The sequence below is a fragment of the Microbacterium sp. NPDC058345 genome (assembly GCF_042723855.1).
Lineage (GTDB): Bacteria > Actinomycetota > Actinomycetes > Actinomycetales > Microbacteriaceae > Microbacterium.
On record NZ_JBHXIG010000003.1, the window covers coordinates 190004 to 204989 of the forward strand.

General features: G+C 65.0%; 13 protein-coding genes and 1 pseudogene. 6 read left to right on the forward strand and 8 right to left on the reverse strand.

The features are described 5' to 3' along the window. Positions 1-35: 35 nt before the first annotated feature. From ACFWH5_RS12585 to ACFWH5_RS12610, 6 genes are read right to left on the reverse strand one after another with little or no spacing between them, the layout of a single operon-like run. Positions 36-878, reverse strand: a complete 843-nt coding sequence (locus ACFWH5_RS12585; protein ID WP_378835075.1) for a hypothetical protein — start codon at positions 876-878, stop codon at positions 36-38. 46 nt (positions 879-924) lie between these two features. Further along, positions 925-1770, reverse strand: coding sequence for an ABC transporter ATP-binding protein (locus ACFWH5_RS12590; protein WP_378835076.1), 846 nt, complete (start codon positions 1768-1770; stop codon positions 925-927). Next, positions 1767-2600 (reverse strand): ABC transporter ATP-binding protein, encoded by an 834-nt coding sequence (locus tag ACFWH5_RS12595; RefSeq protein ID WP_378835078.1) that lies wholly within the window; start codon positions 2598-2600, stop codon positions 1767-1769. The genes ACFWH5_RS12590 and ACFWH5_RS12595 overlap by 4 nt, the downstream gene beginning before the upstream one ends. Before the next feature lie 5 nt (positions 2601-2605). Then, positions 2606-3463, reverse strand: coding sequence for an ABC transporter permease (locus tag ACFWH5_RS12600; RefSeq protein WP_378835079.1), 858 nt, complete (start codon positions 3461-3463; stop codon positions 2606-2608). Continuing rightward, a complete protein-coding gene (locus tag ACFWH5_RS12605) occupies positions 3460-4407 on the reverse strand; it encodes an ABC transporter permease (RefSeq protein WP_378835080.1) in 948 nt (315 codons plus the stop codon). The genes ACFWH5_RS12600 and ACFWH5_RS12605 overlap by 4 nt, the downstream gene beginning before the upstream one ends. A 7-nt stretch (positions 4408-4414) precedes the next feature. Continuing rightward, a complete protein-coding gene (locus ACFWH5_RS12610) occupies positions 4415-5857 on the reverse strand; it encodes an ABC transporter substrate-binding protein (RefSeq protein ID WP_378835082.1) in 1443 nt (480 codons plus the stop codon). Between the two features lie 747 nt (positions 5858-6604). On the opposite strand from ACFWH5_RS12610, the gene ACFWH5_RS12615 reads away from it, so the two are divergent. The 5 genes from ACFWH5_RS12615 to ACFWH5_RS12635 all read left to right on the forward strand — a co-directional run bounded on the left by ACFWH5_RS12615 (position 6605) and on the right by ACFWH5_RS12635 (position 11630). Further along, positions 6605-7156, forward strand: coding sequence for a MurR/RpiR family transcriptional regulator (locus ACFWH5_RS12615; protein WP_378835083.1), 552 nt, complete (start codon positions 6605-6607; stop codon positions 7154-7156). A 141-nt stretch (positions 7157-7297) separates the two neighbouring features. Beyond that, positions 7298-8377, forward strand: a complete 1080-nt coding sequence (locus tag ACFWH5_RS12620; protein ID WP_378835084.1) for an isocitrate/isopropylmalate dehydrogenase family protein — start codon at positions 7298-7300, stop codon at positions 8375-8377. Positions 8378-8459: 82 nt separating this feature from the next. Further along, positions 8460-9485: an ornithine cyclodeaminase gene (locus ACFWH5_RS12625; RefSeq protein WP_378835086.1), complete on the forward strand. Its 1026-nt coding sequence runs from the start codon at positions 8460-8462 to the stop codon at positions 9483-9485. A 19-nt stretch (positions 9486-9504) separates the two neighbouring features. Then, the gene (locus ACFWH5_RS12630; RefSeq protein WP_378835087.1) at positions 9505-10920 is read left to right on the forward strand and encodes a serine hydrolase domain-containing protein; all 1416 of its coding nucleotides are present in this window, start codon (positions 9505-9507) and stop codon (positions 10918-10920) included. Then, positions 10917-11630 (forward strand): MBL fold metallo-hydrolase, encoded by a 714-nt coding sequence (locus ACFWH5_RS12635; RefSeq protein ID WP_378835088.1) that lies wholly within the window; start codon positions 10917-10919, stop codon positions 11628-11630. Before ACFWH5_RS12630 ends, ACFWH5_RS12635 begins: the two co-directional genes overlap by 4 nt. Positions 11631-11637: 7 nt before the next feature. On the opposite strand, the gene rraA is transcribed toward ACFWH5_RS12635, so the two are convergent. Together rraA and ACFWH5_RS12645 are read right to left on the reverse strand one after the other, a co-directional pair. Next, the gene (gene rraA, locus ACFWH5_RS12640) at positions 11638-12105 is read right to left on the reverse strand and encodes a ribonuclease E activity regulator RraA (protein ID WP_378835090.1); all 468 of its coding nucleotides are present in this window, start codon (positions 12103-12105) and stop codon (positions 11638-11640) included. A 19-nt stretch (positions 12106-12124) separates the two neighbouring features. Further along, entirely contained in the window at positions 12125-12799 is a 675-nt protein-coding gene (locus ACFWH5_RS12645; protein WP_378835091.1) for a GntR family transcriptional regulator, read from the reverse strand. A 231-nt stretch (positions 12800-13030) separates the two neighbouring features. Here ACFWH5_RS12645 and acnA point away from each other — a divergent pair. Next, positions 13031-14983: pseudogene (gene acnA, locus ACFWH5_RS12650) on the forward strand (aconitate hydratase AcnA); the annotation flags it as partial. Between the last annotated feature and the right edge of the window lie 3 nt (positions 14984-14986).

Consider the following 14986-nt stretch of genomic DNA (forward strand, 5'->3'; position numbering starts at 1 on the left):
GATCCGTGTTCCGCGCGCCGGCGGCGTCCGCATCGTCACAGGTGCGCTTTCGCCGCGATCTGGGCGGCGAAGAACCTCTCCACCGCAGGAAGCACCAGCGTGCCGTTGTGCCCGACCCCGGGGATGACGTCGAGCGTAGCGGTGATCCCGTGTGCGATGTAGTTCGCGTGCAGAGTGCGCAGCCGGTCGATCCGGGTCTTGCCCGTGAGTTCCACGCCCGCCATCCAGTTCGAATCCCCCGGATTGTTGATCTCGGCGGTGGCGGTGTCGTCGCCCCCGACGACCATGTGGACGGGCGTGCTGCGGATGGCCTCCATGTCGATCGCCCTGCCGAACTTCTCCTCCCAGCCCTTCGTCCCCAGCCACCACTGCTTGCTGTCGTCGAGCTCGGTGATGCGCCCGGGCGCGCCGATCGACACGGCGGCGAGGCGTTCGGGATGCAGATAGAAGAAGCGGTGCGCGAACTGCCCGCCCCCGGAGAAGCCATGCAGATAGAACTTCTCCGTGTCGACGTTGTACCGTTCGGCCACTTCTTCGATCATCGACAGCAGCGCATGATCGAAGCGGATGCCCTGATACTCGATGAATTTGTAGTTGTGCAGGTCGTACGGGTCGATGATGCCCGCAGGGAACATCGGTGCCAGCACGATGACCCCATTGGCATCCGCGAACGGGCGCAGAGCATCCCGGTAACGCAATGCCGTGCGGGCCGTGCCGTGCTGAACGACCACCAGTGGCGCGGGCTTGGACAGGTCGAGATCGCGGGGGACGTACATGGAGTAATGCAGGCGCTGATCGAACCGGGACGCGAAGGTCGGCGTCCCCCCGCGTTGCAGGGACTTGCTGCTGGCGTCTGTGAAGGGGTCAGGGGTCGTCATGTGTTTCCTCGATCGTCTTGCGAAGGTGTGATCCGCGGATGGCTCGTCAGGATGCTGCGAATCTTGCACGGAGCGCGGCGACGCGTTCGGGGCGCCATCCTGGTCCGGGCGCTGACGACAGCAGCATCTCGGTGTACGGGTGCGCGGGGTTCACCAGGACGTCGTGCGTGCTTCCCGACTCGACGACCACGCCCCGATACATCACGAGCACCGAATCGGTGATCTGAGACACCACAGCGAGGTCGTGGCTGACGAAGATCAGCGCGACCCCTGTGGTGGAGCGGATGTCGTTGAGCAGCGTGAGGATCTGCGCCTGCACGGAGACGTCCAGCGCGGACACCGCTTCGTCGAGGACCAGTACGTCGGGTTCGACGGCCAATGCCTTGGCGATCGCGACCCGCTGGCGCTGACCGCCGCTGAGCTGATGCGGGTACGATCCGGCGAGCTCCGGCTTGAGTCGCACCTTCTCCAACAGCCCCGCGATGGTGCGCGAACGGGCGGACCTGGACTGTTGCGGGTGATGTCTGCGAAGCGTGTCCTCGAGCGCGGCCGTGACGGTCAGACGGCGATCCAGAGACCCGTAGGGGTCTTGGAACACCATCTGCACGGCCTTGGCCCGGTCCAGGCGCGCACGCGAACCGCGAACCCGGACGGTGCGGTCTTTCTCGGCGATCCTGATCGAACCGGAGTCGGGACGAGTCAATCCCAGCACCATCTTGGCGACCGTGGACTTCCCGGATCCGGACTCACCGACCACACCGAGTGATTCGCCGGCACGGAGCGAGAACGAGACATCGTCCGCCGCGACGATCGGTGCTCGTGAGCGCCCGACCTGGTAGGTCTTGGTCACGTGCGACATCTCCAGGATCGGGTCGTGGGCCGTGCCGGTCATTCGTGGTCTCCCGACGTGTCGTCGTGGTCTGCTGCGAGCGTGTAAGCGCGTTCCGGAAGCCGTGGCGTCGCTGCGGCGAGCGCCCGCGTGTACTCGTTCTTCGGGGAGTCGAACAACGCCGCTCCGGGCTGCTCGTCGACCACCCGGCCATCCCGCATCACATAGACGCGGTCGCAGTAGGCGGCGGCGAGCAGCAGGTCGTGCGTGATGAAGAGCACGCCCAGTCCGCGTTCTTGCCGCATGCGGCGGATGAGCGCCAGCACCTCGGCCTGTGTCGTCACGTCCAGCGCGCTGGTTGCCTCGTCGGCGAGCAGCAGACGGGGATTCGTGCTCAGTGCCGCCGCCACGGACACGCGCTGCAGCATCCCACCGCTCAACTCATGGGGATAATTGCGCAGGATGCGCTCAGGATCCGGAAGACCCACCTCGATGAAGAGCTCGACGATGCGCCGGGTCGCAACCCGCTGCGCGATGCCGTGCACACGGACGAGCCGCTCTGTTGCGCTATCGCCGATGCGCCGCACCGGATTCAGGGCGGCGCGAGGGTCTTGGAAGATCATGGCCGCGGTGTTCTTGCGTACGTCACCGACCGCCGCCGCGGAGGCGGAGAGCACATCCACGCCGCCCACCACCACGCATCCTTCGGTGACGGCATCGTCGGGGGTGAGAGCGAGCGCGGCGCGGGCCGTGGTCGACTTCCCTGAGCCGGACTCGCCGACCAGGCCGATCGTCTCGCCGTCGTCGACATGGATGGATACGCGGTCGAGCAGTCGACGGGTGCCGGTGGGCACGGGCACCGACAACGACAGGTTCTCGATTTTCAGCAGCATGCCGGTCACTTCCTTACCGCGAGCTTGTCGGCCAGTCGGACTCCCGCGACGTTCGTGGCGACGACGACGAGCGCGATGGTGAGTCCCGGGATGAGCGCGGGCGAGAACACGCCCTGAATGACACCATCCCTGGCCTCTGACACCATCAGGCCCCAGTCCGAACTCGGCGGTTGTGCGCCGAAGCCGAGGAAGTTCAGCGCCGCCAGGCTCCCGAGTGCATCGCCGAACAGCACGACGAGGTATCCGATCAGCGCCGGAAGCATGTTGGGAAGCAGGTACCGCACGCACAGCACGAACCCACCGACGCCCTGCAGTCGATATGAGTCCACGTATGGCCGCGCGATCTCGCTCAGCGCGATGGTGCGGGAGAACTTGGCGATCGTCGGCACGAAAGCCAGGCCCATGCCGACCACCGACGTGAACGCGCCGGTGTCGAACACCGCGATGATGAGGATGACGAACAGCAGCCCGGGGAAGGCGTACATGACATCGGTGATGCGCGCCAGCAACGTATCGACCCAGCCGCGCTTCCACGCCGCCGTCAGTCCCAGGGTCACGCCGACGACGGAGGCGAACACGAGCAGTGCCAGGGCACCCAGCATGGAGTCGCGGGAACCCGCGATGATGCGGGAGAGTATGTCGCGACCGAGTTGATCCGTGCCCAGCCAATGCGCGGAGCTGGCGGGGAGCCACTGCGCCGCGAAGTCGGTCTTGGAGGGGTCGTACGGGGTGACCCAGGGAGCGAGGATCGCCATCAGGACGAAGAACGCGAGGATACCGACACAGAGGTAGTAGAGCCAGGGCGTGGTTCTCCTGGCCGTTCGAAGACCGATGCTGGTGGTCGCCAGGTGCGAGGTGGTCATACGGATTCGCTCCTTTGCGCTGTCCGGGCGTCGATGAGCGGGTACAAGAGGTCGACCAGGGTGGTGACGGCCATGTACGCAATCACCATGTACAACAGCACCGCCTGTACGACCGGGAAATCATGCGCGTTGATCGAACTGACCAGGAGGCTGCCGACTCCGTTGAGCCCGAAGACGGACTCGATGATGACAGTGCCACCCAGCATCCCGGCGATGATGAGCCCTCCCATCGTCAGGACCGGCCCCAGCGCGTTGCGGAAGACGTGACGGAACACGATCGTGCGGGTCGGAAGTCCGAAACTGCGGGCCACATCGACGTGCTCTGCCTTGATGTTGTCGATCATCGATTGCCGCGTGACGCGACTGATCGTGGCGAGCGAACCCGCGGCCAAAGCGAGTGCGGGCAGCACGAGGTGGTGAAGGCGATCGAGGAAGTCGTCCCCGTCGCCGGCCACGGGGAACCAACGCAGCTGGACCCCGAAGACGAAGATGAGCACAAGGGAGATCACGAAGTTCGGCACGGAGGCTGCGAACGTGGTGATTCCCGTGATGGCCGAGTCTGTGCCGGTCCCTCGGCGCAGCGCGGAGACTGCGCCGAGGGACACGCCGACGACGATGAAGATCAAAGCGGTGAGCAGCACCAGGAAGACCGTGTTCGGCAGCTTCGAGGCCATCAGCGATGCGACAGGCTGCTGGTAGACGAACGACGTGCCCAGGTCTCCCTGAAGTACCGAGGTCAACCAGTCGATGTACTGCACGAGGAATGGGTCATCCAGGTTGTACTGCGCCCGTACCTCCGCGATCCTCTCAGGAGTCAGGTTCTCCGGGTTGCCGATCAGGAACGTCACCGGATCACCGGGGGCGAGGTAGAGGCTCCCGAAGATGACGAAGGATGCGATCAGCAGCGTCAGGAGCATGACGCCGAGTCGTCGGATCAGAGACAAGGCCCGATCACTCCTCTGCCGCGCCGAGGCCTGCAGCCCAGGGGTAGTAGCGGAAGTTGCCGGCCGCCGGGATGCCGGTGACCTCTGCCGAGTATGCGACGGTGTTCGGGCTGGCCGTCGTGCTGATCCACGGCATCGCTGTTCCCCATCGAGCCGCGAGATCGATGGCCAGCTCGGATCGCTCAGTGTCATCGACAGCCGCTCTGGCGTCCTGAACGAGCTGATCGAACTCCGGGTCGTCGAGAAGCCACTGGACAGAAGAGTCGGATGCGCCGTTCTTGTAGAAGCCGACCGGGTCGAACTTCGACACGAAGTAGTCATCCGAGAAGAGATCGGCCTTCTGCCGCACGCTGGCGTCGGAGTAGTAGTCGCCGTACTGTGCGGTGGGGATCCGGATGATGCTGGCTTCCAGACCGATCTCGTCGGCGGCGGCCACGACGGCTTCTGCGAGAGCGGAACGGATCGAGTCTCCATCAGAGGCGACGACGATCTCCTCCGTCGGGCCGACTTCGGCCACCAGCTCTCTGGCCTTGTCGAGGTGCGCTTCGTCACGCGTGATCGGTGAGAACTCCAACGCGGCGTTCGCTGCCTCGAAGGCGTCGCGCTCGTATCCCCACGCACCGGACCCGACGGGCTCGTTCCACGGCCGTCCGAGGCCTGAGAACGCTGCCTGGTTCAAGCCCTCGCGGTCGATGGCCAGTGAAAGCGCCTGCCGGAGGCGCGGATCGGTGAGACCTCCGCGTTCCGTCGCCATCAGGCTCCACACCCTGGTGTCCTCACCCTGAGCGACCTTGATGTCCTCGTCGCCCACCAGACGCGTCGCGGAAGCGAGATTCTCGAGATAGGTGCCGTCCGCATCGCCGGTCAGGAGCGAGTTGATGATCACGTCGTCGCTGCCCCATCGGAAGATGAGCTCTTCGGTGAGAGCCGCGCGATCGGCGTCCCAATAATCGGGAGCCTTCTTCAAGGTGACCTGCGAGCCGCTGCGCCATTCATCGAGGACGAAGGGCCCGGAGCACGCATCGCTGCCTGCTGTCGTGCCGTAGTCGTCCCCCTGAGCGGCGACGGCCCGGGGATTGAGGACGACACCGGCGTCGCCGGCCAACGCCTTCACGAAGATGGCGTCGGGCTGAGCCATCGCAAACGTGACCTCGTTCTCGGCGGTCTTGGACACTCCGGTGACGTTGACGAACTCGTCCGCCTCGGAAGCCCCGTCGGCCATGTGCCGCTGCATCGACCAGACGACGTCATCGGCCGTCATCGGTGAACCGTCGTGGAAAGTGACATCGTCACGCAGGGTGAAGACCAGTTCGGAGTCCGACTTCCATTCGAAGTCGCTGGCGAGGTGGGGGGTGACGGCCAGGTCGCTACCCAGCTGCATCAGGCGTTCGCAGACGTTCGAGAGGACGATGTCGGTCTGCGACGTGGCCGCATCAGCATCGAGATCCATCGATGCCGGCTCCTTCGCGATCATCCAGGTGGCCGACTCCAGGGGTCCATTCGCCTCTGCAGTCGTATTCGATTGCTCGATGCCGGTGCCTGCGGTCGTGTCTGTCGGTGTCTGTGGAGCGCCGCACGCGGTGACCGCCAAGGCGATACCGACGGTCAAGGCGGTGATTCTCGCGGTTCGGACTACGGGGGTATTCATGGAACTTCCTCACGGTTGAAACAGCTGTGGTTCAGGTTGAGTCGTCCTGCATCGGGTGGCCGATGTACGTGTAACACTTCATCCATCGGTGAGATCACGATACACACACGCCGATTCTGTATCAAGTGTTTCTCAAATTCCCATGGAGGACCCGGATTATGGACGCGCATCGTGCGCATCATGTAACGTTTAATACATGACTGGAGCTGTTGCGCAGTGAGTGCCTTCGACGTCGTCGCACCCAACCCGAGGCTTGCGGATCTCCGATCGCGCATACGGGACAACTCCGAAGGGTTCGCGCGGGCGGCGCAGCGTGTCTGCCAGGTGCTCATCGAGCTGACACCCGAAGAACTCGTCTATATGACCGCCGCGGAACTCGGTCGGCGCACACGGACGAGCAACGCCACCGTCGTTCGGACCCTTCAGGCGCTCGGCTACGAAGGTCTCGCGGATCTCAAGGCGACGATCGTGGGCGCCGGTCCCGCTGAGGTGCTCCCGGCCGTCAAGGCGCGACGTCGAGTCGAATCGACGGGACGCGACCTGGACACGGTGTGGGAACTCGTCACCGCCGAGGCTGCTGATCGCATCGCAGTGCTGCGTCGGAGTCATTCGGCGGAGAGATTCGGTGAGGCCATCCGGTTGCTGCTCAACGCGAGGAGCATCCTGACGTACGGGTTCGGGGCGACAGGTATCGTCGCCGAGCACCTTGCCCAGCAGATGCGCCGGATCGGGCTTCCTTCCCGCCGGATCAGAGGCTCCGGATTCCAGCTGGCCGATGAGATGCTCTCCATCGAGCGTGACTCCGCAATCGTCTTGTTCGTGCCCGGGCGATACCCGCGGGAAGTCGAAGTGCTGCTCGATCGTTGTCACACCGTCGGTGTGACGACGATTCTCATCACGCATGAGCTGGCCGAACGTCTGGCGGGCAGCGTGACGCTGGTGATCGACGCCCCGAACACATCCACGGGGCTCAGTGCTGAAGCCCTCAGTCCACTCATCGTCGCGGACGCGCTCGCGCAGGGGATCGCCGCTCTCGATGTGGAACGCACCGTACAGAGCTCGCACACGCTGGGGACCATTCGGAGACAGCTGGGGTATTGAACCAGCTCGGACCCGCGCCGGCGGGTGTGTGTGGGCATGTGTCGGCACGCGGATCTGCCGTCAGCCGTCCGACTCTTGCGTTTTGGTACTAATACGTGCAAAAATACCAACAACGCACCGTTCGAGAAAGGTCGTAAGCCGATGAAGATCCTCGTACTACCGGGAGATGGCATCGGTCCCGAGATCACGGGCCCCACTGTCGACGTCCTCCAGGTGGCCGACAGGACCTACGACCTCGGGCTCGCGCTCGAGTTCGCCGACGTCGGCTTCGCCAGCCTGGCAACCGAGAAGACGACTCTTCCGCCCGCGGTGCTCGAGCGGATCCCGCAGGTGGACGGCGTCATACTCGGTCCGGTATCGCACTATTCCTACCCACCCCGCGCGGAGGGCGGAATCAACCCGTCGGCGGAACTGCGGACGCGGTTCGAACTGTTCGCCAACATCCGGCCGAGTGTCTCTCGAGAAGGGCTCGGCGTCCTTCGCGCTCCGATGGATCTTGTCATCGTCCGCGAAAACACCGAGGGATTCTATGCCGACCGCAACATGTTCGCCGGAAGCGGGGAGTTCATGCCGGACGCCGACAGCGCATTCAGCATCCGCAAGATCACGGCGAGTGGATCGGCGCGGGTCGCACGGGCGGCGTTCGAGCTGGCGCGGCGCCGCAAAGGCCGCGTCACTGCGGTGCATAAGGCGAACGTCCTGAAGCTGTCGGACGGACTGTTCCTCCGGGAGGTTCGCGCCGCGGGTGCCGACTTTCCCGACGTCGAACTCGACGAACTCATCGTCGATGCCGCCGCGGCTCGTCTCATCCGCACCCCGGACCAATTCGACGTCATCGTCACGACGAACATGTTCGGCGACATCCTGTCCGACGAAGCCGCCGAACTGACAGGGAGCCTGGGGCTGGGCGGTTCGCTCAATCAGGGCAACGATGTGGCTGTCGCGCAGGCGCAGCACGGCTCCGCACCGGACATCGCCGGCGCTGGAATCGCGAATCCGACCTCGCTCATCCTCTCGTCGGCGTTGCTGCTGGACTGGCATGGGCGGCGCGTCGAAGAGGAGCGATTCATGTCGGCGGCGGCTGGCATCGAGCGGGCCGTCGAACAGGTGCTCGCCAATGCCGACACGCGCACACGCGACATCGGAGGCCGGCTGGGCACCGCGCAGTTCGCGGCAGCGGTCGTCGAGCAGCTGGCCCGACGCGAGCCGGTGCGCGCATGACCCGCTCGGCCAAGACGGCGACTCGGCCCCCGTGGACCTGCCTGCGCAGGAGCGAGCAGATGAAGAACGAAGGAGGAGGACGATGACGGGCTTCGTCGGAGTGGACGATATGGTGCGATGGATCTCGCGCCACGGCGCGGAGCGCTTGATGACGGCGATGACGGACTGCATCGAGGCCGATTTCCGCCGGTGGACGTCATTCGACAAGACCGAGCGGGTCGCGAGCCACACTCCGTTCGGAGTCATCGAGCTCATGCCGATCGCCGATCACGATGTGTATTCGTTCAAGTATGTCAACGGGCATCCGTCGAACCCCGCTCGCGGGTTCCAGACGGTGACCGCATTCGGCGTTCTCGCCGATGTGCACAACGGCTATCCGGTGTTCGTCGCAGAGATGACGCTGCTGACGGCGTTGCGCACGGCCGCGACATCGGCGATGGCCGCCAGGGCGCTCGCGCGCGAGGACTCGCAGGTGCTGGCACTGATCGGTGCAGGCAGTCAGGCCGAGTTCCAGGCGCTGGCCTTCCGCGGCGTGCTCGGGATCTCGAAACTGCGGGTGTTCGACATCGACCGTGCTGCGACGCAGAAGCTGACACGCAACCTCCACCCGCTCGGATTCGAGATCGAGGTGTGCGAATCGGCGTCCGAAGCGACCCGCGGCGCTGACATCGTCACGACGTGCACCGCGGACAAGACCTCCGCGCAGGTGCTCGATGTCGCCGACATCGCGCCGGGCATGCACATAAATGCGATCGGCGGCGACTGTCCAGGCAAGACCGAACTCGATCCGCGGATCCTCGAATGCGGACCCGTTTTCGTGGAGTACGAGCCGCAGACACGGATCGAAGGCGAGATCCAGCTTGCCGCGCCGGATCTCCCCGTCACGGAACTCTGGCAGGTGCTCACGGAACGCGCGCCGGGCAGGGTGAGCGCCGATCAGATCACGATCTTCGACTCGGTCGGCTTCGCCATCGAGGACTACTCCGCGCTCCGTTTCCTTCGCGACAGTGTGCACGGCAGCGACGTTGAGGCGCAGATCGATCTCGTCGCCGCGCCGGATGACCCGAAGGATCTCTTCGGCATGGTCGGCGCGTCCGTGTTGGTGTGACGGAACTGAGGAGCGTCCGATGATCTTCGATGAGCTCGTGGAACGATTCGAACGGCAGGACAGAGGCATCACTCATCTGCTCGCCGCGCGCAACGGACGTGTCATCGGCGAGTGGTACCGCCCGCACCGATCGCGGACCACAGCGCACATGTTGCATTCGGCGACCAAGTCGTTCGTGAGCACGGGTATCGGCATGGCCGTGGACGAGGGACGACTGAACCTCGACGACAGGCTCGCGGACTTCTTGACCCTCGAACAGGTGCGCAGCGCCCAACCGGGGGTCGAACTGCTCACGATCGCCGACCTGCTCACGATGCGCACCGGTCACGCCGAGGGGACTTCCGGTGTCGTCTGGCGCACTCTGAGCACATCATGGATCGACGCTTACCTGCAGGTTCCGATCGCGGGGACACCGGGGGAGAGCTTCATATACTCCTCCGGCACCTCCCATATGCTGTCGATGTGCTTGCAGAAGGCGACCGGGCTGCCTGCCGATGAGTACCTGCGTCCGCGACTGTTCGACCCGCTCGACTTCGGCACGATCAGCTGGGACAGGGATCCAGACGGATACTGCAGCGGTGGCAACGGGCTGACCATGAACGTCCTGGACTTCCTCAAGTGGGGACAGCTGTACCTCAACGGAGGCGTCTGGGACGGTCGTCAGCTCGTCAGCCGCGAGTGGGTGGACGCATCACTGGCACGCCAGGTCGACGTGGGTTCCCTGGGGTGGACCGGTGACGGGTACGTCGCCGGCGCGTCCGCTGATCCGGGCGCCGGCGAGGGGTACGGGTATCAGATCTGGAACCGCCCGCACGGCGCGTACGCCGCAGGCGTCTTCGGGCAGTACTGCGTTCTGGTGCCCGAAGCAGATGCCGTCGTCGCCGTGTTCTCCTCGATGACGAGCAGAGAGTCCGATCCGCTCAGCGCCGACCTCATCGAAGCCTTGCGCTCGGAGCAGTTCGCGTCGTTCGTCGCTCCCTTCACGGGCGCCCTGACGACCGACGGCGTTCCCGACAGTGCGCGGTACGTGTCCGGCATGCTTGACGGCGAGTTCGCCTCTCCCGACGAGACGACGAAGCTGATGTTCTCGGTCGAGCACCGACACAGCGGCGCGCTGCTGCATGTGCAGGGCCACGACCGCTCCGGGCCGGTCGAGTTCACCGCGGGCATCGACGCTGACCATGAAGGTCGCTCAGCGATGGGCGCGCCATCGCTGCACCATTCCTACATCGAGCCGACGACGTCGGTTGCGCGCCTGACTCGGCGGGGGCCGTGGTGGGTCGAGGTTCTCGTCGACTACCCGATCACACCCTTCGTCGACCGGTTCTCATTCCGGCTGTCCACTGACGGGCTGATCCGGTACAGCCGCAGCGTCAACGTGAACAGCCAGAGCACCGAACTGGCGGAAGTGGCGCTGCATCGTCGGAACGCATGAGTGTCGCAACGATCGAGGTTCTGCTTCCGGGTCGCGCCCTCACGACGCCAGAGGGCAGTGTGGGCTTCTGCGGGACGTACTTGGTGACATGCGCCGGCCCCCGTCCGCAGCGGATTCTCTTCGACCCCGGTCATGCCGGCCGGCGTTCGGCATTGCTCTCGCAACTGGCCAAGGGCGGTCTGGATGCCGCGGACATCGACACGGTGGTGCTTTCGCATGCGCATTGGGACCATGCTCAGAACGCCGACCTTTTCGAGCGGGCGACGGTGTGGGCACATGCAGCCGAGCTCGATGGGCCCACTGACCGTCGTCCGCGCGATATCGCGACGCCGGCTTGGACCTTTCGGATGCTGCGCTTCGTCGGCGCGACTGCCGCGGTGGACGGGCAGGCGCTCGGTACGGGCGTCGACGTGCTCCACGTGCCGGGGCACACCGCTGGCTCGATCGGGTTGCGCGTGAGAACCGCGGCCGGTGTCGCGGTCCTCAGTGGAGATGCGATATCCCGTCGGGACGCAGCGCAGAAAGGTCGTTGCGCAGTCGCTCACTTCGATGCGGCGGCCGGGATGCGCTCGGTTCAGATCATCCTGCGCACCGCCGACGAGGTGTGGCCGGGCCATGATCGCCCGTTCGCAGTCAGGAACGGTCTCGTGGGCGAGTACCTCTCACCCGCGGACGAGGTCGAGATCGTCGATCGCGCGCTCGAGCGCTGAGGAGACCTCACCCCTCGACGAGCACGCCGTCTTCGTCGGCGTACACCATCATTCCCGGGCGGATGACGGCGCCACCGATCTCCAGGTCGACGTCCTTCTCGCCATTTCCGCGCTTGCCGCTCTTACGCGGATTGGTGCCGAGCGCTTTGATGCCGATCGGCAGCGTCGCGAGAGAGGCGCTGTCGCGCACAGCACCGTTGATGATCAGGCCACTCCACCCGTTCGCGATGGCCTGGCCGGCGATCCGGTCCCCGATGAGTGCACAGGCCAGGGACGCTCCGCCGTCGATGATGAGTACCGCACCGTCTCCCGGCGTCTTGAGCACGGCATCCAGCAGCACATTGTCTTCGGCGCAGCGCACCGTGCGCGCCGGCCCCGAGAAGCGGATCGTACCGCCGAAGTCGCGGAACTGCGTCGTCGGAGAGAAGAGCACGTCGGGTTGCTCGTCCCAGAGATCGGCCGTCGACGTCGTCATGTGTGAGCCCTTCTGTAGATCATGGATCGGATCGTTCGCCCAGTCGTCGCACTGCAGCGGCGCCGAGACTCGACTGGATGTGCCGACGCATGACCTCGGTGGCCCCGGCGGCGTCGCCACCGATGACGCACAACATCAGCTCCCGATGCTCGGCGTTCTTCCGCCGGCGCTCCTCTTCGTCGCGATCGTCACGCAGCGCTTCCAGGCGGTATCGGTCGGACTTGTCCCACAATGAGTCCAGCGTCGCGATGAGCAGGTCATTGTGCGATGCGGCGTAGACGGCTTGATGGAAGCGTCGGTGGTTGATCAGTTGATCGATGCTCGGCTGCTCGGGAAGAGCTTCGATCTCCGATGCCGCCCGGATCGCGGCGATGTCGTCCCGTGTGCGACGCTGCGCGGCCAATCCGGCCGCCAGCGGATCGACGGCCAGGCGGAACTCCAGCAGATCCCGTGCCTCCTCGATGCTCAGCCCCGTGACGCTCGCATCGCGATGCGGACCGAGTTCGACCAGCCCCTCGGACTGGAGCCTGCGCAGCGCCTCTCGCAGCGGTGTCGTGCTGATGCCGAGTTCGACGGCCAACCGCGCCTGATTGAAGGGAGAACCGGGTGCGTACTCGTTGGACAGGATGCGGTTGCGGACCACCGTGTACGCGAGGTCGCTCTTGACGGCGAAGCCGGGGGCAGAGCCGCTCATGATGTCTCCATCCTTGTCGTGTTCCTAGGTTATAACGCATCTTCGTTATCGTGGCACATTGCGATTGGCTGTTCGGCTCGTCACACTTCGTTGTCGCGGAAACATGGGCGAGTTCGCGCCTCTATGTGTCCGGTTCTTGACCATCCTTTCGTTATAACCTAATCTGAGGGGGCGTGACATCCGCTGGATGGAAGGACGCCAGAGCATGAAAGGGCATCCATGAGCGAGCTGATGCCGGAGCCGAGCCCCGAGGGCTCCCTCACGACCGCGTTCGGCACCTACCGGATCGTTTCACTCGATCGCCCGGCGGCAGATCGCCTGCCCTACTCGATTCGCGTTCTCCTCGAGAATGTGCTGCGAAACCAGGATGGGCATCGCGTCACGAACGAGCAGGTCGAAACGCTGCTGAGCTGGGGCAGCGATGAGTCGTTTCGGACCGCAATCGAGCTGACTCCGTCACGAATCTTCCTGCACGACACCAATGGCGTGCCGGCTCTGGTCGACTTGGCGGCGATGCGCGACGCGATGTCCGTGCTCGGCGGAGACCCTGCCGTCGTCAACCCGTCCATTCCCGCCGAGCTCGTCGTGGATCACTCGGTCATCGCCGACTTCTTCGGGACGCCAGACGCTCGTGAGCGCAACGTGGCACTCGAGTATGAGCGCAACAGAGAACGCTATCGCTTCTTGAAATGGGGTCAGCAGGCGCTCACGCGCTTCGATGTGGTGCCGCCGGGTTCAGGAATCATGCATCAGGTGAACCTGGAGCGCTTGGCTCGGGTCGTGATCGCGGATGACGGATGGGCTTACCCGGACGTGTGTCTCGGCACCGATTCGCACACGACGATGATCAACGGCGTGGGCGTGCTCGGCTGGGGCATCGGCGGGATCGATGCCGAAGCGGCCATGCTGGGCGAGACGTTCGGGATGCTGATTCCGCGCGTGATCGGATTGCGTCTTACAGGCGCGCTGCCTGTCGGGACGACGGCGACGGACTTGGTGCTGACGATCACGCAGCTCCTTCGCCGCCACGGAGTCGTGGGGACGTTCGTCGAGTTCTTCGGGGAAGGAGTCTCGCGACTCTCGCTCGCTGATCGCGCGACCATCGCGAACATGAGCCCTGAGACGGGTGCGACCTGCATCTATTTCCCGATCGACGAGGAGACGATCCGGTACCTGCGGTTCACCGGTCGTTCTGCGGAACGCGTCACACTCGTGGAGGCCTACGCGAAGCGGCAGGGCCTGTGGCACGACCCGGAGCGGACCGCCGACTATTCCGAGGTCATCGAACTCGATCTGAGCACGATCTCAGCCTCGCTTGCCGGGCCTCGTCGTCCTCAGGACCGCTTCCCACTCGCTGCAGCACGGGAGTCCTACGTCTCGACGCTCCCGGATATGCTTCAGCCGGACGCCGATCCTGCCGAGCGGTTCCTTCTCGACCTGTCGTCCCAATCGAGCGACGTCGGGCATGGTGCGGTGGCGATCGCCGCCATCACGTCGTGCACGAACACCTCGAATCCGGCGGTCATGATCGCCGCGGGTCTGCTCGCTCGCAACGCCGTGGCGGCGGGACTGCAGAGCATGCCCTGGGTGAAGACCACGCTTTCGCCGGGGTCGCGCGTGGTCACCGAGTACCTCGACAAGGCCGGGCTGACCGACTCGCTGAACGCGCTGGGATTCAGCACCGCGGGATATGGGTGCATGACCTGCATCGGCGCATCCGGTGCGCTGATACCGGCCGTCCAGGACGCCGTTCGCCAGCGCGGTCTGGCCGTGGCGGCCGTGCTCAGCGGCAACCGGAACTTCGATGGCCGTATCAACCCCGACGTCAAGATGAACTACCTTGCATCTCCGCCTCTCGTGATCGCATACGCGCTGGCCGGGACGATGGACATCGATCTCGTCCGCGAGCCGCTCGGGGTGGACTCCCGAGGCAATCCCGTGCGGCTGCAGGATCTGTGGCCGACGGAGGACGAGATCGGAACGCTCATCGAGCAGACCTTGACGCCACAGATGTTCACCGAAGCGTACGAGAACCTCTTCGCGGGCGACGAACGGTGGCGCGCGCTGAGGGCGCCCGACGACGCGGCGTTCGATTGGGACGAGGCGAGCACCTACATCCGACGGCCGCCGTTCTTCGACGACATGGGCATCGATCCGGATGCTGTCGAAGACATCGTCGGCGCCCGC

Coding starts and splice junctions, on each gene's coding strand:
- rraA (WP_378835090.1), bottom strand. CDS start 12,105: ATGACGACGTCGACGGCCGATCTCTGGGACGAGCAACCCGACGTGCTC.
- ACFWH5_RS12645 (WP_378835091.1), bottom strand. CDS start 12,799: ATGAGCGGCTCTGCCCCCGGCTTCGCCGTCAAGAGCGACCTCGCGTAC.
- ACFWH5_RS12625 (WP_378835086.1), top strand. CDS start 8,460: ATGACGGGCTTCGTCGGAGTGGACGATATGGTGCGATGGATCTCGCGC.
- ACFWH5_RS12630 (WP_378835087.1), top strand. CDS start 9,505: ATGATCTTCGATGAGCTCGTGGAACGATTCGAACGGCAGGACAGAGGC.
- ACFWH5_RS12595 (WP_378835078.1), bottom strand. CDS start 2,600: ATGCTGCTGAAAATCGAGAACCTGTCGTTGTCGGTGCCCGTGCCCACC.
- ACFWH5_RS12585 (WP_378835075.1), bottom strand. CDS start 878: ATGACGACCCCTGACCCCTTCACAGACGCCAGCAGCAAGTCCCTGCAA.
- ACFWH5_RS12620 (WP_378835084.1), top strand. CDS start 7,298: ATGAAGATCCTCGTACTACCGGGAGATGGCATCGGTCCCGAGATCACG.
- ACFWH5_RS12610 (WP_378835082.1), bottom strand. CDS start 5,857: ATGGATCTCGATGCTGATGCGGCCACGTCGCAGACCGACATCGTCCTC.
- ACFWH5_RS12590 (WP_378835076.1), bottom strand. CDS start 1,770: ATGACCGGCACGGCCCACGACCCGATCCTGGAGATGTCGCACGTGACC.
- ACFWH5_RS12635 (WP_378835088.1), top strand. CDS start 10,917: ATGAGTGTCGCAACGATCGAGGTTCTGCTTCCGGGTCGCGCCCTCACG.
- ACFWH5_RS12600 (WP_378835079.1), bottom strand. CDS start 3,463: ATGACCACCTCGCACCTGGCGACCACCAGCATCGGTCTTCGAACGGCC.